Below are 20,232 nucleotides of genomic sequence, written 5' to 3' on the forward strand. Positions count from 1 at the left end.
ATGATCCCGCTCGGTGTCCTCGAATGGGCGATCGACCTGATGAAGAAGGCCCTCGAGGTCATCCTCGCCCCCGTCATGGAAGTGGTGATGAAGTTCGTGTTCAAACCGATCCTTGACGCGCTCGCCTCCGCCGTCGGCACCCTGATGAGCACCATCGCCACCTTCTGGGTCTACGTACCGACCATCCCGGTCGAGGGCGCACCCGGCAAGCCGGCCAACGGGACCATCGACTGGGTCTGGAACCACACGCAGTTCATCGCACTCTTCATCGCCGCGATCGGGCTGGTCGTCGGCGCCATCCAGATGGCCTGGACGCAGCGCGGCGAGTCGGCCCGCGAACTGCTCCGGTCGCTGATCACGCTCGCCGTCGCCGCGGCGTTCTCGATCGCCGTCGCGCAGGCGCTGATCACCGCCGGCGACATCTTCTCGAGCTGCATCATCAGCACCGCACTGCAGTCCGGCAACGCCTCCGGCTGGGTCAACGGCTGCGAGAACATCGGGTCCGGTGACTCGCAGGCCTTCGGCACGGTGATGGGCACCGTGCTCGGCTTCGGCGCGGTCGCCGCGCTCGCCGGTTCGCCGCTGCTGATCGGCATCATGATCGCGGTCGGCGTCCTCTGCGTGCTCGCCAGCATCATCCAGATCGTCCTGATGGTCGTCCGGAGCGCGATGCTGGTGCTGCTGCTCGGGGTGCTGCCGATCGCTGCCGCCGCGACCAACACCGAGATGGGCCGGACCTGGTTCAAGCGGATCATCTCCTGGCTGCTCGCGTTCATCCTCTACAAGCCGGTGGCCGCGATCGTCTACGCCACGGCGATCCGCCTGGTCACGAACAACGGCGCACCGCTGCACTTCGACATCACCGACCCGAACGACGTCGGCAGCCTGGTGATGAACGTGGTCACCGGCCTGACGATGCTGGTGCTCGCGTTGTTCGCGATGCCGGCGCTGATGCGGTTCATCGTGCCGATGGTCGGGGCGACCGCGGGCGGGGCCGGCGCCGGCATGATCGCGGCCAAGATGGTCGGGGCCGACAAGGTCGGCGACATGGTGAGCAAGGGCGCCGACCAGGGCTCCGACGGCAGCGGCAGTGGCGGTGGCGGCGACGGTCCGACCGGTGCGCAGAACGTCGGGCGCGCCTCGCAGCAGGCTCCGAGCGGCGGCGGTGGCGGTGCCCAGGGCGCGGCTGCCGGAGGCGAAGGCGCCGGTGCGTCCGGTGCCGCCGGTGGTGCCAGTGGCGGTGCTGCCGGTGGTGCCGCGGGCGGCGCGGCAGGTGGTGCCGGTGGTGGCGCCGCAGGCGGTGCGGCCGCGGGTGGCGCGGCCGGTGGTGCCGCGGCTGCCGCGGGTCCGGCCGCTGTCGCGGTGGTCGCGGTCAAGGCCGGTATGGACGCCACCAAGGCGTTCGGCCAGATGGCGGCGTCCGAGACGATCGGCAACGACGAGATGGACCAGGGCGCCCAGCAGCAGGGCGGTGGCGGTGGCGACGGCGGCGGCCCGACCGGCAGCGGCGGTGGCGGCGACCTGAGCCGCGAGCGCGACCGCGGCCAGCGGGACTTCCGCGACGACGACTATCGCGATCGCGACGACGACTACCGACGACGGGAACCGGACGGACCAAGTGGCAGCGGCTGAGAACGTACGACGCGCACCTCGCACCTACGGCAACTGGCGGCAGCCCGCCTCCGCGGGCATCGCCGGCCTCGGCATGCTCGGCACCGGCATCATGATGGGCGGCCTGCTGCTGGTCGTCTTCGCCACGATGGCGGGCGGCATCCGGGCCGCTCTCGTCAGCTTGCTGATCGTCGGTGCGGCGCTCGGCCTGCTGGTCACGAAGGACAAGCACGGGCACTCCACGCTGCAACGGCTGTCGACCCACATTGGATGGCAACGAGCAAAAATGGCTAAGCACAACATCTACCGCTCCGGCCCGCTCGGCCGGACCGCCTGGGGCAAGTTCCAGCTTCCCGGTCTCGCCGCGGCCTCCCAGCTGAGCGAGTACCAGGACTCGTACGGGCGGCCGTTCGCGCTCCTGTACTACCCGAGCACCCGGCACTTCACCGTCGTGATCAACGCCGAGCCCGACGGCGCGTCGCTGGTCGACGAGGAGCAGGTGGACATCTGGGTGGCGCACTGGGGCCAGTGGCTCGCTTCGCTCGGTCACGAGCCGGGCATCGTCGCCGCCTCGGTGACGGTGGAGAGCGCGCCCGACACCGGTATCCGGCTGCGTCGCGAGGTCGGCAACAACATGATGGACGGCACGCCCGCGATCGCCCGCGCGATGCTGACCGAGGTCGTGCAGTCCTACCCGGAGGGCTCGGCGCTGGTCTCGGCCCGCGTCGCGTTGACCTTCAAGGGCACCGACCGGAGCGGCAAGCGGCGCAAGGAAGACGACATGGGCCGCGAGCTCGCGGCCCGGCTGCCCGCCCTCACCCAGAGCCTGAACGCGACCGGCGCCGGCGCGGCCCGGCCGGTCAGCGCGCAGGAGCTCTGCGAAGCGATCCGGATCGCGTACGACCCGGCGTCCGCCGCGCTGATCGACGAGGCCCGCGGGCAGGGCATGCCGCCCGAGCTGCAGTGGACCGACGTCGGCCCGGCCGCCGCCCAGTCGTTCTGGGACAAGTACCGCCACGACTCCGCCTGGTCCGTGACCTGGCAGATGTCGCAGGCCCCGCGCGGTGAGGTGTTCTCCTCGGTGCTGTCGCAGCTGGTCGCACCGCACGTCGACATCGACCGCAAGCGCGTGACGCTGCTCTACCGCCCGCTCGACGCCGGTACGGCGGCCCGGATGGTGGAGGCCGACAAGCGGAACGCGTCGTTCCGCGCCACCGCGTCGGCGCGGCCGTCCGCCCGGAACCTGGCCGAAGCCCGGGCCGCGGACCGGTCCGCGCAGGAGGAGGCGCGCGGCGCCGGCCTGGTCAACTTCGGCATGGTCGTCACCGGCACGGTGATGAGCGCGGAGCAGATCCCGGACATGATCGCCGCGATCGACAACCTCGGCGCCACCGCCCGGGTGCTGCTGCGGACGGCGTACGGCTCGCAGGACTCCGCGTTCGTCGCCGGGCTGCCGCTGGGCGTCGTGATCCAGAACCACCTCGCGGTACCGGCGGGACTCCGGGAATCCCTATGATCGAGCTGACCACAGTGACATCTGGGGGGTCACAGTGAGCAAGAAGCAGAAGAAGCCGGTCGACCCGACCCGGCGCGGCAAGCGGCCGATGCCGCGTGGCTGGCCGGGCCCCGGCGGCGGCTACTCGACGTACCTGCAGGCTCCGCAGGAATGGCGTGGTACGACGGTCCAGGTCTGCGGCCTGTGGCCGTTCGCGGCCGGTACCGGCAGCCCGATGGTCGGCGTACCGATCGGCCGGAACATCCTGTCCGGCGCGACCATGTGCTGCGACCCGATCAGCTGGTTCATGCGCGCCAAGCTGATCTCGAACCCGTCGATGTTCGTGCTCGGCAAGCCCGGTCTGGGCAAGTCGACGATCACCCGGCGGATGGCGCTCGGCCTGGCCGGGTACGGCGTCCAGCCGCTGGTGCTCGGCGACCTGAAGCCGGACTACAAGGACCTGATCGAGGCCCTCGGCGGCCAGGTCATCCAGCTCGGCCGCGGCCGCGGCCACCTGAACGTGCTCGACCCCGGCGAGTCCCGGGAGGCCGCGCTGCGGCTCACCGGCAAGGCCCGGGAGGCGATCCAGGCCGACGCGCACGGCCGCCGGCAGACGATGGTCTCGGCGCTGATCGCGATCATGCGGAACCAGAACCCGAACGACCGCGAGGAGACCATCCTCGACGAGGCGCTCAAGGTTCTCGACGAGCGGTTCCAGGGCACGCCGGTGCTCAAGGACCTGCTGCAGGTCATCCAGGACGCCCCGGACCGGGTCCGGAACGTCGCCCTGGACCGCGGCAGCCTGGACCGCTACCGGCAGATCACCGAAGGCCTGGAGGCGTCGCTGATCGGTCTGGTCGGCGGCGGCCGGCTGGGCGAGATCTTCTCCGCGCCGACCGACAACCCGATGCAGATGGACCGTCCGGTGGTGTTCGACGTGTCCAACGTCGACGACTCCGAGACCAGCCTGCAGGCCGCCGTACTGCTGGCCTGCTGGTCGTACGGCTTCGGCGCGGTCGCGGTCTCGCAGGCCCTGGCGGACGCCGGCCTGGAGCCGCGGCGGCACTACTTCGTGATCCTCGACGAGCTGTGGCGGGTACTGCGGGCCGGCAGCGGCCTGGTCGACCGTGTCGACGCGCTGACCCGGCTGAACCGGCAGCGCGGTGTCGGGATGGCGATGATCTCGCACACCATGTCCGACCTGCTCGCGCTGCCGAACCCCGAGGACCGGATGAAGGCGAAGGGTTTCGTCGAGCGGTCCGGCATGGTGATCTGCGGCGGCCTGCCGCGCGCCGAGATGGACAACCTGACCGAGGTCGTGTCGATGTCCATGGAGGAGCAGAACATGCTCGTCGGCTGGCAGGACCCGCCCGCGTGGGACCCGGCCACCGGCAAGGAGGCCGCGCCGCCCGGCCGGGGCAACTTCCTGATCAAGGTCGGCGGCCGCCCCGGGATCCCGGTGCACGTCGGCCTCACCTCGGTCGAGCGCGAGATCAACGACACCAACAAGCTGTGGAAGACCGGCGAGGACGGCAAGCCGCAGAAGGTGGAGATCGCCGCGGACGGCAGCGAGGCCGTCGTCGGCGAGTACAGCCTGGACGACCCGGCGATGCTGCCGCCGCCGGACCCGAACACCCGCGTGATCGCCCGGACGGGAGTTGACGAGTAATGGCCCAGGGCAGGAAGAGCACCGGCCCCGGCGGGCTGTCTCCCGAGACGATCTTCGTCTTCGCGATCATCGGCGTGTTCGCGGTCGTGGTGTTCTCGCTGTGGACCGCGCTGAAGGTCGCCTCCGCGATCAACGGGTCCCGCACCCCGGGCAACCCGTTCGACGCGATCGTCGACCTGATGAAGGGCAACCTGAGCTGGTCCGGCGCGGCCACCGGCATCCTGGTCGTCGAGGTCGTGGTGCTGGCCGGCCTGGTGGCCGGCGGCTGGATGATCTTCCGGAAGCGGGAGCGCTCGATCGGCCGGGTGGACCGGCAGGCGTCGCTGATGTCGAAGCGGTCGGAGATCTACAAGCTCACCCGCGAGGGCGCGCAGGAGAAGGCCAACCAGCTCGGCGCCGGGCACGCGGGTCCGGGCATCCTGATCGGCCGGACGGTCCGGGACAACGTCGAGGTGTTCGGCAACTGGGAGGACATGCACGTCGACATCTGGGGTCCGCGGACCGGTAAGACCACGTCGCGCGCGGTGCCGGCCATCCTGGACGCTCCCGGCTGTGTCATCGCGACGTCCAACAAGCGGGACATCGTCGACGCCACCCGCGGTCCGCGCTCGGAGAAGGGCCCGGTCTGGGTGTTCGACCCGCAGGAGGTCTGCGAGGAGCCGAACACCTGGTGGTGGAACCCGCTGACCTACATCACCGACGAGACCAAGGCGCGCGAGCTGGCGGAGCACTTCGTCGCGTCGCAGCGCCAGGTCGGTGCGCAGACCGACGCGTTCTTCGACGCCGCCGGTACCGATCTGCTGGCCGGCCTGCTGCTCGCCGCCGCGGTGGCGAAGCGGCCGATCACCCAGGTCTACAGCTGGCTCGCCGACCAGCGCAACGACGAGCCGGAGCGCATCCTGCGCAACACCCCGGGCCTGCAGTTGTCCGCGGACGCACTGTCCGGTGTCATCAACGCGCCGGACAAGCAGCGTGCCGGTGTCTACGGTACGGCGCAGCAGAGCGCCCAGTTCCTGGTCAACCGCAAGGTCACCCGCTGGGTGGTCCCGAGCGGCCCGAACGACAACCGCCCGCAGTTCAACCCGCACGAGTTCGTCCGCAAGGGCGGCACGCTCTACAGCCTCTCGAAGGAAGGCGCCGGTACGGCGGGTCCGCTGGTCACCGCGCTCACCGTCGCCGTCGTCGAGGCCGCCGAGCAGTACGCCCGCGGCTGCCCGATGGGCCGGATGCCCAGCCCGCTGGTCGGCGTACTGGACGAAGCCGCCAACGTGTGCCGGTGGAAGAACCTCCCCGACCTGTACTCGCACTTCGGGTCCCGCGGCATCGTGCTGATGACGATCCTGCAGTCCTGGGCGCAGGGCCAGGAGTGCTGGGGCGACCACGGCATGCAGAAGCTCTGGGGCTCCGCCAACATCCGGGTGTACGGCGGTGGCGCCGCGGACGCGTCGTTCCTCGAGAACCTGAGCAAGATGATCGGCGACTACGACATCGTGTCCCGCTCGGCGTCGTACAACGAGGGCAAGCGCGGTACCAGCCAGCAGGTCCAGCGGCAGAACATCATGGAGGTCTCGGACCTCGCTTCGATGCCGCCCGGTCGCGCGGTCGTGTTCCCGTCCGGTATCCCGGCGACGCTGGTGAAGACGGTGCCGTGGTTCACCCGGCCGGACGCCGGTGCGGTCAAGGCGTCGCTGGCGAAGTACGATCCGGGAGCGGCGTCGAGCGTGCCCGTGAGCAACAACCCGTGGGTGGCCCCGCAGCCGACGGCGATGCAGCGAGGCCCGGAGCGGCCGGTCTGGGAGCAGAACGAGGGAGACAAGGGTGGATGGTGAACAGGAACTCTTCTACCCGCACGTCGCGGAGTTCGTCGAGGACCGGCTGATCTACCTGTACACCCGCCGGCTCGGCCAGCAGTTCATCTGGTGCCCGGAGTGGTACCGGCACGCGGAGGCGCTCAGCCGGCTGGACTCGATCTGGCGGGCCTGGGAGCACCTGCGGCTGGACCCGGCGACCGGGATGTCGGTCTGGTGGCGTGACCACGCCGACCCGCACATGATGGCGCTGCTGGACCCGGACGGCCCGTTCGCGGCCTGCCGGAACAACCAGCACACCGACTACCCGATCCCGCCGCTCCCGGTCCAGGAGCCGCCGGCCGGCCTGTTCTTCGACCAGCGCCAGCCGAACATCCGCGGCGTCTGACGACGAGGGCGGGCCCGGCCCGCCCTCGCCGTACCGGACGCGTCAGATCTCGAGGTCGGGCTCGCTCGCGCGGTTCGGCTTCACGGCCTTGCCCTGCCGGTTCCGGACCCGGCCCGGGCCGCGGACGTGGCGGCGGGCCTGCGGCAGCTGTGCCTCCGGTGGTTCCTCCGGGGCCTTGCGGACGGCCTCGCTGGCGCTCGGCTGCGCCTCCGCGGCCTCGCGACGGTGCTCGCGCGCCGAGGCGTCGTACGCCTCGGCGATGCTGTGGTCGCTGTAGTACTTCCGCTCCTCGATGGTGGCGGCGTTCTGGAACCGGCGGCCTTCGGCGGACAGCGCGGCCGAGCCCGCTTCGTCCGGGTGTGCCGCTGCTTCGTCCAGCAGATGGCCGCCGTGAGCCCGGTCGCTGAGGCTGCGCTGCTTGTCGTTCGCCGCGTACTGCCGGTACCGGTCGCGGGCCAACTCGTCGGCGTACGCGAGCTGCATCGCCCGGGTGGTCTCCGCGGTGGCGTCCTTCACCTGCTCGCGGTCGCGGTGCTCGTCCAGCTCCTGCTGGTCCTTGACGGCCTGCTCGATGCGCTCGGCGCGGGCTTCCTGGTCCTCCTCGTCCTGCCGGAGGTCCTCGTCCTCCTCGGCGCGGCGCTCCGCGTCCGACTCCGCGAGGTTGCGGGACAGGTCGTTGTCGGCCTCGGCACGGGCCTGGGCCGTCCGCCGCTCACGCGCGGCCTCGGTGTCGTCGTCGCCCTGCTCCCGCTGATCGGGTACGAGCTCGACGGACTGGTCGTCGTCGGTGTCCGGCATGCCGCTCCTCTCCTTCTGCTCCACGATGCCGCACCGCGGGGTCAGCGGGTGGCGCCGGTGACCAACCAGCCGTCGCGGCGCTCGCGGGTGGTCAGCGTGACGAACCGGAGCAGCATGTACCCGCCGAACGCCCACCACAGCGCCACGATCCCGCCGCCGAACCACAGCACCGCGAGCGCCAGCGGGACGTACAGCACCAGCGCGACGACCCCGGCCAGCGCGAGATAGCGGCCGTCCCCGGCGCCGATCAGTACGCCGTCCAGCACGAACACCACGCCGTTGATCGGCTGCCAGAGCGCCGACACGATCAGCACGGCCGCGAGCGTACGACGTACCTCCGGATCGCTGGTGAACCACGGGACGTAGACGTCGCGCAGGCCCCACAACGCGAGGCCGCCGATCAGCCCGGAGAACAGGCCCCACCACATCATCCGGCGGGTGATCGCCCGGGTCCCCGCGACGTCGCCGGCGCCGAGCGCCCGCCCGGTGAGCGCCTGCGCGGCGATCGCGATCGCGTCCAGGGCGAGCGCGAGGAACGACCACAACGTGAACGCGACCTGGTGGGCGGCCACGGACGTCGTACCGAGGGCGGTCGCGACGAACGTGAGCAGGATGATCGCCGCCCGGAGGGTGAGCGTCCGGACGATCAGCGGCACGCCCATCTGCGCGGAGGCCAGGATGCCCGGGCGGTCCGGCCGGAGCTTGGCGCCGTCGCGGCGCGCGCCGCGGACCACGACCACCACGAGCGCGATCCCGGCGCCGGTCTGCGCGAGCGCCGTACCGAGGGCCGATCCGGCGATGTCGAGGTCGAGGCCGTAGACGAGCAGGACGTTCAGCGCGATGTTCGCGAGGTTGGCGGTGATCGCCACGACCATCGGCGTCTTGGTGTCCTGCAGGCCGCGCAGTACGCCCGTGGCGGCGAGCAGGAGCAGCATCGACGGGATGCCGATGCAGGAGATCCGCAGGTACGTCACCGCGTGGTCGGCCACCTCGGGCGACGGGTCGAACGCACCGATCGCCTGCGGCGCGAAAGCCACCCCGAGAAGTGCGAGTACGACGCCCAGCAGCAGCGCGAGCCACAGTCCGTCGATGCCTTGGGCAAGGGCTCCCTTGTGGTCGCCGGCGCCGATCCGCCGGGCGACCGCGGAGGTGGTGCCGTACGCGAGGAACACGCACAGCCCGACGAGTGTCTGCAGGATCGTTCCGGCGACCCCGAGCGCCGCGAGCTGCGGGGTGCCGAGATGGCCGACGATCGCTGAGTCGGCAAGCAACATCAGCGGTTCGGAGACCAGCGCGAAGAACGCCGGGACGGCCAGCCGGAGAATCTCGCGGTCCTGTTCGGCGATCCGTCGTCTCACCGGAGCGAGATTACCCAGCGGCCGCGGGTGCTGTGGAAATTCGTCTCAGACTTTTTCTCCTCCACAGTTGTGCATTGGGGAAATCGCAGGTCAGGGCCGGGTTGTGCGTTCTCGTCCCCAGATATCCACAGGGTTGTGCCCAGCCTGTGCACAGCCCGTGACGGGGTTATCCACGATTCGTCCACAGGGGGTGTGGACGGCCGAGTGGCCTTCGGTGACGCGGGCGGCGTACGGTCGCGAGGCCGGGCGCCGGAGACTGTCGGCGGGCAGGGCTAGAGTTCGATCAGGTGTTCGAACCCGGCTCGCGGTGGCTGGGGCAGCGGGCGACGAGGAGGTCGGACGAAGTGAGCGTGGCGGAGTTCCGCGGGGGCCAGGACGGCGGCCACGAAGAGCGCAGCCCGGAGATGGGCTTCGATCGCACCCCTCCCCAGGACCTCGCGGCCGAGCAGTGCGTGCTCGGCGCGATGATGCTGAGCAAGGACGCGATCGCCGACGTCATCGAGAACCTGCGCGGCACGGACTTCTACCGCCCGGCGCACGAGGTGGTCTTCGACGCGATCACCGACCTCTACGCGCGGGGCGAGCCGGCCGACGCGATCACGGTCGCCGCCGAGCTGAACAAGCGCGGCGAGATGACCCGGATCGGCGGCGCGCCGTACGTGCACACCCTGGTCGCGTCCGTCCCGCTCGCGGCCAACGCCAGCTACTACGCGCACATCGTCCGGGAGAAGGCGATCCTGCGCCGGCTGGTCGAGGCGGGCACGAAGATCGTCCAGCTCGGGTACGCCGGTGAGGGCGAGGTCGACGACGTCGTCGACGAGGCGCAGGCGGAGATCTACTCGGTCACCGAGAAGCGCACCGCCGAGGACTACGCCCCGCTGAAGGACATCATGGAGGGCACCCTCGACGAGATCGAGGCGATCGACTCCCGCGGTGACGCGATGGTCGGCGTGCCGACCGGGTTCACCGACCTGGACGAGCTGACCAACGGGCTGCACCCGGGCCAGATGATCATCGTCGCCGCCCGGCCCGCGATGGGGAAGGCGCTCGCCCTCGACACCCCGCTGCCGACGCCGACCGGCTGGACCACGATGGCCGAGGTCGCGGTCGGCGACCAGCTGCTCGACGCCGACGGGCTGCCGACCACGGTGGTCGCGGCGACCGAGGTGCTGGTGGACCGGCCGTGTTTCCGGCTGACGTTCTCCGACGGCAGCACGATCGTCGCCGACGCCGAGCACCAGTGGCGGGTCGAGGACGGCGGCCGCCCGGTGGTCTGCACGACCGCCGACCTGTACACGGCGATGTCGGCGAGTCCCGGGCTGACACCGCCGATCCCCGGGTCGGCGCCGCGTCAGATCACCGGGCACGGCTACCCGGCGGCGCTGACCGGCGAGGGCGAGCGACGGCTCGAGTGGGTCGACCCGGTGGCCAGCGTGCCGGTGCGCTGCGTCGAGGTCGACAACCCCGACCACCTGTACCTGGCCGGCAAGACGATGATCCCGACCCACAACTCCACGCTCGGCCTGGACTTCGCCCGGTCCTGCTCGATCAAGCACGGCCTGACCTCATGCATCTTCTCGCTGGAGATGAGCCGCAACGAGATCACCATGCGACTGCTCTCCGCCGAGGCGAAGGTGCCGCTGCACCACATGCGCAACGGCAAGATGACCGACGAGGACTGGGCCCGGCTGGCCCGCAAGATGGGCGAGGTCTCCGAGGCCCCGCTGTTCATCGACGACTCGCCGAACCTGACGATGATGGAGATCCGCGCCAAGGCCCGCCGCCTCAAACAGCGCCACGACCTCAAACTGATCATCATCGACTACCTCCAGCTGATGACGTCGGGCAAGAAGGTCGAGTCCCGCCAGCTCGAGGTCTCCGAGTTCTCCCGCTCGATCAAACTCCTCGCCAAGGAACTCGAACTCCCCGTCGTAGCCATCTGCCAGCTCAACCGAGGCTCCGAACAACGCTCCGACAAACGCCCCATGGCCTCCGACCTCCGCGAATCGGGATCACTAGAACAGGACGCCGACGTTGTAATCCTGTTGCACCGTGAGGATGCGTATGAGCGCGAGTCGACCCGGCCCGGTGAGGCGGACTTCATTGTCGCCAAGCACCGGAACGGGCCTACTGCGGATGTGGTCGTGGCGTTCCAGGGGCATTACTCGCGGTTCGTGGACATGGCGCACGACGGGTGATGGGGTCAGAAGCGCTGGATTGCTACGAAGACGGCTAGCGCCAGGAGTACTGCGTTGATTGCGGCGTTGGTGAATTCGGAGCGGCGGGTGTGGGTGATGATGGCGCCTGCCATGACGACCGCCAGGCCTACGGCGGCGGTGGGGGTCAGCCAGGTGGCGGTGTCGAAGAGGCGGGGGAGGATCAGGCCCGCGGCGCCGGCGATCTCGGCGATGCCGATGAGCTTGATCAGTTCGATCGGGAACGGGGCCGCCCAACCCATCCGGGGGTTGGTGGCCAGGGACGCCTTCGTCGCGGGGAGCTTCATCGCGCCGGACAGCAGGAACATCGCGGCCAGCAGTCCGGAGACGATCCACAGGACGGTGTTCATGCCGCGACCCGCAGGCCGGTGCGGACGGGCTTGAGCGCGCTCGCCCACGTCTCGAGCTGGTCGAACAGGACCGTCGCCTGGGCGGCGTACTGCGGACCGGGACGGAACTCGGTGAAGTTCTCGAAGTCGGTGAACAGCGAGAACGACAACTGCTGACGTACGTCGGCCAACTGCAACTCCGCGCTGATCGCCCGCAGGTGCTCGATCGCCCGCGCGCCGCCGAGCGAACCGTACGACACGAAGCCAGCCGCCTTGTTGTTCCACTCGGCGTACAAGTAGTCGATCGCGTTCTTCAGCACGCCGGACGTCGAGTGGTTGTACTCCGGGGTGACGAACACGAACCCGTCGTACGCCGCGATCGTCTCGGCCCAGGCCTTCGTGTGCGCGCCGGCGTACTGCCCCATCGACGGCGGCATGGCCTCGTCCAGGTGCGGCAGCGGGTAGTCGAGCAGGTCGATCAGCTCGTAGCCGGCATCCCGGCCCGCGGCCTGGTCCAGCACCCAGTCCGCCACTGCCTTGCCGTTGCGTCCCGGCCGGGTGCTGCCGAGGATGACCGCGATCTTCAGGTCGCTCATGGCGACGACTCCTTCAGAGGGGTTGACTTGAATGTTCATGTCATCCACCACGGTAGAGCGGATGACATGAACGTTCAAGTCAACCCGGAAGAGTGGCTATGCTGCAGCCATGGGTACCGAAGCCGAGCCGCGCTGGCTGAGGTCCGGCGAACTCGAGACGTGGCAGACCCTGCACCTGGTGATGACCGTGCTCCCCGGTGTACTCGGCGAGCAGTTGCAGCGCGACTCCGGCCTGAGCTTCCTGGAGTACTACGTCCTCGCCGGCCTCTCGGACCAGCCGGACCACACGATGCGGATGAGCCGCCTCGCGGTCCTGGCGAACTCGGAGCTGTCCCGGCTGTCGCATCTCGTCCGCCGCCTCGAGAACCGCGGTCTCGTCCGACGGGAGCCCGATCCGGACGACGGCCGGTTCACCAACGCGATCCTCACCGACGACGGCTACGCGGAGCTGGTGAAGGCCGCGCCGGGTCATGTCGAACTGGTGCGCAAACTCGTCTTCGACCCGCTGACCGAGACCGAGCAGCGCGCGCTGAAGAACGCGCTGACGAAGCTGTTGCCGGGACTGCTCGGCGACTGTTAGCGGTTCTTCCAGCGTTCGGCCGAGATGGACTCCTGGGCCAGCAGGCGCAGCGACGAGATCAGCGTCTCGCCGAGGATGGTGCCGATCACGACCGACTCGGCGAGCTGGTCGCGGGTCGGGGTGCTGGTGACGGCCTCGATCTCGATCCGGGTGAAGCGTTCGACCGCTTCGGCGTAGGTGTCGAGGTGGCCGGCGAGGTAGCCCTGGCCGAGGGTGCGGAGCGCGGCGATCGTGTCGATGAGCGTGGTCAGCGCGGGCGCGTCGGCTTCCACCGTCCACCCGCGCTCCGCGATCAGGTCCGCCACCTGACGGGTGGCCGCGGCGCGGGCCTCGTCGGTCGCGGTCAGGCGGCGGGTCGGGGTGAGTGCGCGGTGCGCGCGCCCGATCTGCTCGTGCAGCGGTTCGGTGTCCGCGTCCAGCGACTCCACGATCTCCTTCACCTTGACCACCGGTACCTGGGCCAGCTCGATCAAGGCGCGGATCAGGCGTAGCCGGCGGACGTGCGCCTCGCCGTACGACGCCTGGTTCGGGCTGCTGAGTTCGCCGGCGGGCAGCAGGCCTTCGCGCAGGTAGTACTTGATCGTCGGCACCGGGACGTCGGTGGCCTTGCTGAGCTCCCCGATTCGCATCGCTTGCCTTCCTCTTGACTGTCATGGATAGTATCAGTATCCATAAACGGATACCTTCACTATCCATAAGGAGGCGAGTCGGATGATCCCGCTCGTACTGATCCTGGGCACCGTCGGCTTCCGGGTGCTGGGCCTGCTCGGCGTCCGCCGGTTCGCGACCTGGCCGGTCGCCGCGGCGCACGCGATGGCGGTGATGCTGCTGCTGACCGCGAGCGCGCACTTCGTCCCGGCGAGCGTCACGGTGATGCCCAACCATGCCGACCTGGTGGCGATGGTGCCGCCGTTCGTTCCGTTCGCCGGCGCGGTCATCTACCTGACCGGCGTCCTCGAGCTGCTCGGCGCCGCCGGACTGGTGCTCACCGCGACCCGCCGCTGGGCCGGCTACGCACTGGCCGCGCTGTTCGTCGGACTGCTGCCCGCGAACATCCACGCCGCGGTCGCCGACGTGCCGTTCGCCGGCGGGGAAGCGACCCCGCTCTGGCAGCGCATCCCCGAGCAGTTGCTCTACATCGCCGTCGCGCTCTGGGTTGCGCGTACAAGAACCACTCGGACAACCACCACTTCAGTCAAGGAGAGCGTGCACGCATGACCGACGTGACCCGCATCATCGCCGGCGCCATCCTGCTCACCGTCGTGACGATCCAGTTCGGCGGCTACTTCATGACCAAGATCGTCCGCGGCCAGGTGCCGATGACCGATTTCCAGAAGTCGTTCGCGCGCGCCGGTCACGCGCACGCCGGCGTCCTCGTCATCCTCAGTCTGGTCGGCCTGCTGTACGTCGACCAGACCGGGTTGACCGGGTTCTGGTTGTGGCTCGCGCGGCTCGCGATCCCGGTCGCGGCGATCCTGATGTCGGGCGGCTTCTTCGCGTCCTCGGCGGGCAAGGACCGCACCCAGCCGAACCAGTTCCTCTGGATTCTCTGGCTCGGCGCGGCCTCACTCGCCGCCGGCGTCCTGACCCTCGGAGTCGGCCTGATCGTTGCTTAGTGCAAGGAAAGACCGCTGCAACCGTTCACCGACCCGGCTGATCAGCGCGGCGGTCTCGGGAGACGCCTGCTCGACAGCGATGGGACCGAGGGCCGCGACGGCCGCTACCTGGGTCAGCAGCATCCCCGACGTGTCCGCGCTGAACCGGACCCGGCACGACGACGGGCCGAGCGGCTCGACGGTCCCGCGCACCACCCCTTCGAACGTCGAGGTCACCGCGTCGGCCGGTGCCTCGACGGTCAGCGCGACCTTGTGCCGGTACTGCGCCGACACGAACGACTCGACGAGGTACGACGGTCCGTCCACGACCCGCGGCGTGAAGCGGTGCAGCACCGGAGACACGGCGGTGATCCGGTCGACGCGGAAGATCCGCCAGTCGTCGCGCTCCGGATCGAACGCGAGCAGGTACCACCGCCCCGCCAGCGTCAGCAGTTGATGCGGCTCGACCCGGCGCCGCGTTGTACCGCGCTGACGCCCGTGGTAGTCGAAGGCAACGAGCTCGTGGTTCCGGCAGCAGCGGGCGAGGACGGCGAGGGCGCCCGGATCGACCTGCGGTACGCCGGGACGCGGGATCGCTTCGGCGGCCGAGCCGACGGCCGCGAGTTGCGGACGCAGCCGCGCCGGGAGTACCTGCTCCAGCTTGGCCAGGGCGCTCATCGAGCTCTCGGCCATCCCACTGACTCCGGCACCGGCCGCGCCGACCAGGCTCACGGCGACGGCGATCGCCTCGTCGTCATCCAGCTGCAGCGGCGGCAGGTGGGCCCCGGAGCCGAGCCGGTACCCGCCCGCCGTCCCGGTCGTGCCCGTGACCGGGTAGTCGAGCGCACGGAGCCGCTCGACGTCCCGCCGTACCGTCCGCTCGGTGACGCCGAGGCGGTCGGCGAGCTCGTGACCGGACCACTCCCGGCGACTCTGCAGCAAGGACAGCAACCGGAGCATCCGGCCAGGCATCTCTTTCCGCGCGCTCATCCACAGATTCTCTCCTGCGGACAAGATGTGTCCGCAAGGCCGCCTAGCGTGATCTGCATGATGTTGACGACGACTAGCAACGGGTACGACGACGCGCGACACGGCTTCCAGCGGCGGGTCGAGCACCGTCCCGCGGTGATCTTTCAGGTCACCGACGCGACCGAGATCGAGGAGGCGGTGCGCTACGCGATCGACCAAGACCTTCGAGTCGCGGTCCAGGCGGCGGGGCACGGTCTGATCGAAGGGCTCGACGGCGGTGTGCTGATCGCGACGCGCGGGTTCAACGGCGTGACGGTCGACGCCGATCGGAAGACCGCGTGGATCGAGGCCGGCGCGACCTGGCGGGACGTGCTCGACGCGACCGCGCCGTACGGGCTGGCCCCGCTGTCGGGCAGCTCGCCGGGGGTCGGCGCGATCTCATACACGCTCGGCGGCGGGCTCGGGCTGATGGCCCGGCGCTTCGGGTACGCGGCCGACCACGTCCGGCGGATCGAGCTGGTGACCGCGGACGGCGTACGACGGAACGCCGAGGAGGACACGGAGCTGTTCTGGGCGCTGCGCGGCGGCGGTGGGAACTTCGGCGTCGTCACGGGGATGGAGATCGAGCTCTTCGACGTGCCGACCATCTACGGCGGAAGCCTGTACTTCGACCTCGCCGAGCATCCGGAGGTGCCGGACGTGTGGCAGGCGTGGACGCGGACCGTACCCGAGGAGGTGACGTCGGCGATCGCGATGCTGCCGATGCCCGACATCCCGCAGGTGCCGGCGCCGCTGCGCGGGAAGTACATCGGCCAGGTGCAGTTGGCGGTCCTCGGCGACGACGGTGTGGACCTGGTCAAGCCGCTGCGGGAGATCGGGGAGCCGGCTCTCGACACGGTCGGCGAGTTGCCGTACGTCGACTCCGGGCAGATCTTCGCGGAGCCGGACCGCCCGGACAGCTACAGCTCGAGCAACCTGCTACTGAGAGACCTCGACCAGCTGCCGCAACCGGGTGAGATGTGCGTGCTCGGTATCCGCCACCTCGGTGGCGCACTCGCGCGCCGCCCGGAAGTCCCGAACGCCGTCGGCCACCGCGATGCGGCGTACTCGCTGACCGTCCTCACCCCGGGCAGCGCCGACACCCGGCAACTACGACGGAAGATCCTCGACCCGTGGCGCCCGTCCGCCGTAGGTCGCTTCCTCAACTTCAGCTTCGAGAAACTCAGCGCGCAGGAGCTCGCCGAGGCCTACGACCCCGGCGACCACGCCCGGCTCACGGAGCTTCGCCGTCGTTACGATCCGGCCGCGCGGCTGCACGCGAACCACCAGCTCTAGCGATCAGCTCCTCGACCAACGCGCCCTTGCCCTCGACGTAGGCGGTGCGGTCGGTGCTGAGCAGGTGCGCCAGCTCGCGCTTGCGTATGGCGTACCGCTCCCGGTCGGCAGCACTCCGCCGCAAGTGATCCCGCAGTACGACGTGGTCCTGGTGCGCTTTGTTGCCTTCAACAACGACGTACAGGTGGTGGTAGTGCACCGCGTCCGCCGGCTGCGCGAACGCCTCGCGGCCGGCGATGCCCTGGTCCCCCTGGTGCCGGTAGCCGGCGGCGGCCAGCCGCTCGATCGCCGCCGGCACCAGGTCGGCGCTCGGCACCACGACGTCGACGTCGATGATCGGCTTCGCCGCCAGCCCGGGTACGGCGGTGCTGCCGACGTGCTCGACGACGTGCGGGAGACCGGCAAGGTACGGCGTCAGCCGGGCGTGGATCTCCGCGAACCACACCCGCCAGTCGGGGTCGTAGTCGACCACGGCGGCGGGCGGAATCACAGCGCGGCGGTGACGTCGATCTCGACGCGTTGCCCGGGGAAGCCGAGTTGGGCGACGCCGAGGAGGGTGCTGGCCGTGGTGAAGGCAGGGGCGAGCGGCGAGGCGTTGAGCTGGGTCCAGACCGCCGCCAGCTCCTCACGGTCCGCGGAGGCCACGTAGATGACCGTGCGTAGGACGTCCTCCGGGGTGGCGCCGGCCGATTCGAGCGCGGTGAGGATGTTCGCGATCACCTGCGCGGTCTGCCCTTCGAGACCGCCGTCGGCCAAGTCGCCGGATGGTTGCAGTGGGCACTGGCCGGCCAGGTAGATCAGGGTGTCTGCCTGCACCCGCGTCACGTGGTGGTAGCCAGGCGTCGGGTGCAGCCCGTCAGGGTTGGTCCGCTCGATCGTCACGCTCCGACCCAACGCGATCGCTCAACCCCGGGTCAACAGATTTAGCACATACCGCTTCTGCCACGGCGTCTCGACGGCGCGCTTGTCGTAATGCTGCCGTACATACGCCACGGCCTGCTCGGCCGGCACCCCGTCCAGTACGGCGAGACACGCGAGCGCCGTACCGGTGCGGCCGCGACCGCCGCCGCACGCGAACTCGACCCGCCCGCTGCCGGTCCGCTCGAGGGCCTCGCGGAAGGCCGTCAGCGCCTGCGCGCGGTCCACCGGCAGCCGGAAGTCCGGCCATTTCACCCAGTGCGTCTCCCACGGCACGTCGGGCGGCTCGTGGCCGAGCAGATACACGCCGTACGTCGGGAACGGCTCTGCCGCCGGGCCGTACCGCAGACCGCGTCCGCGGACGAGCCGACCCGACGGCAGCTCCATCACTCCTGGGGTGTCCTTGGTCCAGTGGCCCACAGGATCAAACTACTAGCCTGTCCTCCGTAGAAGTCGAGAACAGGTGCAGCTTGTCGGGGTCCGGTGCCAGGTGCACGACGGTGCCCTTGTCGTTGTGCAGGCGGGTGCCGATCCGGGCGATTATCTGGTCGCTGGTGTGCTCGGCGGTCCCGTACAGGTACGCGTCCGAGCCGAGCTCCTCGATCACCGAGACCTTCACCGGCAGCCCCTCGTCGGCCAGGTGGAACGCCTCCGGCCGGATGCCGAGCGTCAGCGTCTTGTCGTCACCGGCCTTGGCCAGCACCTCCCGCGCGATCGGTACGACGTAGTCGCCGATCTTCGCGCCGCCGTCGGTGATCTCGGCGGTGATCAGGTTCATCGCCGGCGAGCCGATGAAGCCGGCCACGAACTTGTTCCGCGGCTTGTCGTACAGGTTCAGCGGGGTGTCGACCTGCTGCAGTACGCCGTCGCGCAGTACGGCGACGCGGTCGCCCATCGTCATCGCCTCCACCTGGTCGTGGGTGACGTAGACGGTGGTGACGCCGAGCCGCTGCTGCAGCTCCGCGATCTGGGTCCGGGTCTGGACCCGCAGCTTGGCGTCGAGGTTCGACAGCGGCTCGTCCATCAGGAACACCTTCGGGCTGCGCACGATCGCGCGGCCCATGGCGACGCGCTGGCGCTGACCACCGGACAGGGCCTTCGGCTTGCGGTCCAGGTACTCCTCCAGGCCGAGCAGCTTCGCCGCCTCCTGCACGCGCTGGACGCGCTCGTCCTTGTGGATGCCCTGCATCTTCAGGGCGAAGCCCATGTTGTCGGCCACCGACATGTGCGGGTACAGCGCATAGTTCTGGAACACCATCGCGATGTCGCGTTCCTTCGGCGGGGCGTTGGTGACGTCCCGGTCGCCGATGAAGATGGCGCCGTCGTTGACCTCCTCGAGCCCGGCCAGCATCCGCAGCGCGGTGGACTTACCGGAGCCGGACGGGCCGACGAGCACCATGAACTCGCCGTCCTCGATGTCCAGGTCGAGCTTGTCGACCGCGGCGAGGTCGGTGCCCGGGTAGACCCGGGTGGCTCCCTTGAACGAGACAGTTGCCATGTCGCGCTTCCTTCCCTTCGCCGGCAGGAACGTGCCGGACGATCCGTAGCAAAGGCGCCCAGGTCCTGGGTGTCTGCTTTGGTGATGTATCACCGAAGCACCTCGTACAACGATTGACCGGCGAATTACATTCCCGGGTGATGTAACCGTCAGAAGTACGGTCCGGCAGCGCGAACCGGGTCCCCGATCAGGTCGAGCAGGGCGGTCACGGCCCGGCTCGGCCGCCGCCCCGCGGCCGTCACGACCGACAGCGTCCAGGTCAGCTCCGCGTCGAGCAGCGGAAGCTTGCCGACCGCCGGTTCGTCCGCCGCCAGCTCCACATCGGGTACGACGGCAACGCCCAGCCCGACCCGGACGTAGTCGGGGATCGTGGTCAGCTCCGGCACCTCGACCTGGATCCGCCGCGGCATCCCGGCGGCGTCGAACGCGCGGTCGACCTGCTTCCGGTTGCCGAACCCCGGCGGCATGTCGACGAAGCGTTCCCCGGCCAGTTCCTCGAGCCGGATCCCGGCGCGGCCGGCGAGCGGATGCGACGCCGGCACCAGCGCCACGAACGGGACGGTGGCGATGTCGCGCACCTCGAGCCCGCGCAGCTCCGGCCGCGGCAGGCCGAGCAGCGCCAGGTCCAGGCGACCATGGCGGACGTCGTCCGCGAGGCCGGTGGAGCCGGTCGGAGACGTGGCGACCTGCACCTCGACCAGCGGATATCGCCGGTGGAACGCGCCCAGCAGCTCGGCCAGATTCACCATGCTGAGGCGGGCCAGTGTCCCGATCCGGACGCTTCCGCGCAGCCCGCTCGACGCCTCCTCGACCGCGGCCCGGGCCCGGTCCAGAGCCTCGAGCGCGGCCTTCGCCTCGGGCAGCAGCGCCTGGCCCGCGGCCGACAGCACCACGCGGCGGGTCGACCGGTCGAAGAGTGTCGTCTTCAGGTCGTTCTCGAGTGCCCGGACGGCGGCCGACACCGTCGACTGGACGGTGAACAGCCGCTGCGCCGCCCGGGTGAAACTCAGCTCCTCGGCGACGGCGACGAAGTACTCGAGCTGCCGGCTGTCCACAGCATCGAATTATC

The 20,232-nt window shown here is 70.0% G+C and carries 21 protein-coding genes; 10 read left to right on the plus strand and 11 right to left on the minus strand.

Annotation, left to right across the window (positions count from 1 at the left end; all coding sequences use genetic code 11):
• Genes ABN611_RS12790 through ABN611_RS12810 form a run of 5 tightly spaced genes read left to right on the plus strand, consistent with a single transcriptional unit; the run spans position 1 to position 6,971 of the window.
• Positions 1-1,632, plus strand: a complete 1,632-nt coding sequence (locus tag ABN611_RS12790; protein ID WP_350280059.1) for a hypothetical protein — start codon at positions 1-3, stop codon at positions 1,630-1,632.
• Positions 1,619-3,127 carry an SCO6880 family protein gene (locus tag ABN611_RS12795; protein WP_350280060.1) on the plus strand — a complete coding sequence of 503 codons (1,509 nt, stop codon included), beginning with the start codon at positions 1,619-1,621 and terminating at the stop codon, positions 3,125-3,127. Before ABN611_RS12790 ends, ABN611_RS12795 begins: the two co-directional genes overlap by 14 nt.
• 34 nt (positions 3,128-3,161) lie before the next feature.
• Positions 3,162-4,775, plus strand: a complete 1,614-nt coding sequence (locus ABN611_RS12800; protein WP_350280061.1) for an ATP/GTP-binding protein — start codon at positions 3,162-3,164, stop codon at positions 4,773-4,775.
• Positions 4,775-6,604, plus strand: coding sequence for a TraM recognition domain-containing protein (locus ABN611_RS12805; RefSeq protein ID WP_350280062.1), 1,830 nt, complete (start codon positions 4,775-4,777; stop codon positions 6,602-6,604). Before ABN611_RS12800 ends, ABN611_RS12805 begins: the two co-directional genes overlap by 1 nt.
• Positions 6,594-6,971 (plus strand): DUF4913 domain-containing protein, encoded by a 378-nt coding sequence (locus ABN611_RS12810; RefSeq protein ID WP_167204355.1) that lies wholly within the window; start codon positions 6,594-6,596, stop codon positions 6,969-6,971. Before ABN611_RS12805 ends, ABN611_RS12810 begins: the two co-directional genes overlap by 11 nt.
• Positions 6,972-7,013: 42 nt before the next feature.
• Here ABN611_RS12810 and ABN611_RS12815 read toward each other — a convergent pair whose 3' ends face one another.
• Together ABN611_RS12815 and ABN611_RS12820 are read right to left on the minus strand one after the other, a co-directional pair.
• Positions 7,014-7,769 (minus strand): hypothetical protein, encoded by a 756-nt coding sequence (locus tag ABN611_RS12815; protein WP_350280063.1) that lies wholly within the window; start codon positions 7,767-7,769, stop codon positions 7,014-7,016.
• Positions 7,770-7,810: 41 nt separating this feature from the next.
• Entirely contained in the window at positions 7,811-9,127 is a 1,317-nt protein-coding gene (locus tag ABN611_RS12820; protein WP_350280064.1) for an MATE family efflux transporter, read from the minus strand.
• A 404-nt stretch (positions 9,128-9,531) separates the two neighbouring features.
• Between ABN611_RS12820 and dnaB the strand changes: the two genes are divergently transcribed.
• A complete protein-coding gene (gene dnaB / locus ABN611_RS12825) occupies positions 9,532-11,325 on the plus strand; it encodes a replicative DNA helicase (RefSeq protein ID WP_350281635.1) in 1,794 nt (597 codons plus the stop codon).
• A 5-nt stretch (positions 11,326-11,330) separates the two neighbouring features.
• Here dnaB and ABN611_RS12830 read toward each other — a convergent pair whose 3' ends face one another.
• Both ABN611_RS12830 and ABN611_RS12835 read right to left on the minus strand, forming a co-directional pair.
• Positions 11,331-11,693 (minus strand): DoxX family protein, encoded by a 363-nt coding sequence (locus tag ABN611_RS12830; protein WP_350280065.1) that lies wholly within the window; start codon positions 11,691-11,693, stop codon positions 11,331-11,333.
• A complete protein-coding gene (locus tag ABN611_RS12835) occupies positions 11,690-12,268 on the minus strand; it encodes an NAD(P)H-dependent oxidoreductase (protein WP_350280066.1) in 579 nt (192 codons plus the stop codon). Before ABN611_RS12835 ends, ABN611_RS12830 begins: the two co-directional genes overlap by 4 nt.
• Before the next feature lie 109 nt (positions 12,269-12,377).
• Between ABN611_RS12835 and ABN611_RS12840 the strand changes: the two genes are divergently transcribed.
• Positions 12,378-12,848, plus strand: a complete 471-nt coding sequence (locus ABN611_RS12840; RefSeq protein WP_350280067.1) for a MarR family transcriptional regulator — start codon at positions 12,378-12,380, stop codon at positions 12,846-12,848.
• On the opposite strand, the gene ABN611_RS12845 is transcribed toward ABN611_RS12840, so the two are convergent.
• Complete coding sequence (locus tag ABN611_RS12845) at positions 12,845-13,477, minus strand: MerR family transcriptional regulator (RefSeq protein ID WP_350280068.1); 633 nt, start codon at positions 13,475-13,477, stop codon at positions 12,845-12,847. The two genes, ABN611_RS12840 and ABN611_RS12845, sit on opposite strands and share 4 nt — an antisense overlap.
• Before the next feature lie 82 nt (positions 13,478-13,559).
• Here ABN611_RS12845 and ABN611_RS12850 point away from each other — a divergent pair, with 82 nt between their 5' ends.
• Together ABN611_RS12850 and ABN611_RS12855 are read left to right on the plus strand one after the other, a co-directional pair.
• A complete protein-coding gene (locus tag ABN611_RS12850; protein WP_350280069.1) occupies positions 13,560-14,066 on the plus strand; it encodes a hypothetical protein in 507 nt (168 codons plus the stop codon).
• Complete coding sequence (locus tag ABN611_RS12855; protein ID WP_350280070.1) at positions 14,063-14,464, plus strand: hypothetical protein; 402 nt, start codon at positions 14,063-14,065, stop codon at positions 14,462-14,464. The genes ABN611_RS12850 and ABN611_RS12855 overlap by 4 nt, the downstream gene beginning before the upstream one ends.
• Here ABN611_RS12855 and ABN611_RS12860 read toward each other — a convergent pair.
• A complete protein-coding gene (locus ABN611_RS12860) occupies positions 14,414-15,433 on the minus strand; it encodes a WYL domain-containing protein (RefSeq protein WP_350280071.1) in 1,020 nt (339 codons plus the stop codon). The two genes, ABN611_RS12855 and ABN611_RS12860, sit on opposite strands and share 51 nt — an antisense overlap.
• Before the next feature lie 57 nt (positions 15,434-15,490).
• Here ABN611_RS12860 and ABN611_RS12865 point away from each other — a divergent pair, with 57 nt between their 5' ends.
• Complete coding sequence (locus tag ABN611_RS12865; protein WP_350280072.1) at positions 15,491-16,747, plus strand: FAD-binding oxidoreductase; 1,257 nt, start codon at positions 15,491-15,493, stop codon at positions 16,745-16,747.
• Here the strand turns inward: ABN611_RS12865 and ABN611_RS12870 are convergent.
• The 5 genes from ABN611_RS12870 to ABN611_RS12890 all read right to left on the minus strand — a co-directional run bounded on the left by ABN611_RS12870 (position 16,686) and on the right by ABN611_RS12890 (position 20,218).
• Entirely contained in the window at positions 16,686-17,237 is a 552-nt protein-coding gene (locus tag ABN611_RS12870) for a GrpB family protein (RefSeq protein ID WP_350280073.1), read from the minus strand. The genes ABN611_RS12865 and ABN611_RS12870 overlap by 62 nt on opposite strands.
• Positions 17,234-17,629 carry a RidA family protein gene (locus ABN611_RS12875; RefSeq protein WP_350280074.1) on the minus strand — a complete coding sequence of 132 codons (396 nt, stop codon included), beginning with the start codon at positions 17,627-17,629 and terminating at the stop codon, positions 17,234-17,236. The genes ABN611_RS12870 and ABN611_RS12875 overlap by 4 nt, the downstream gene beginning before the upstream one ends.
• A 21-nt stretch (positions 17,630-17,650) precedes the next feature.
• Entirely contained in the window at positions 17,651-18,085 is a 435-nt protein-coding gene (locus tag ABN611_RS12880) for a protein-tyrosine phosphatase family protein (protein ID WP_350280075.1), read from the minus strand.
• A gap of 4 nt (positions 18,086-18,089) precedes the next feature.
• Entirely contained in the window at positions 18,090-19,163 is a 1,074-nt protein-coding gene (ugpC, locus tag ABN611_RS12885; RefSeq protein ID WP_350280076.1) for a sn-glycerol-3-phosphate ABC transporter ATP-binding protein UgpC, read from the minus strand.
• A 149-nt stretch (positions 19,164-19,312) separates the two neighbouring features.
• Positions 19,313-20,218, minus strand: a complete 906-nt coding sequence (locus tag ABN611_RS12890; protein WP_350280077.1) for a LysR family transcriptional regulator — start codon at positions 20,216-20,218, stop codon at positions 19,313-19,315.
• Positions 20,219-20,232: the final 14 nt, after the last annotated feature.

This window comes from Kribbella sp. HUAS MG21 (assembly GCF_040254265.1).
Taxonomy (GTDB): domain Bacteria; phylum Actinomycetota; class Actinomycetes; order Propionibacteriales; family Kribbellaceae; genus Kribbella.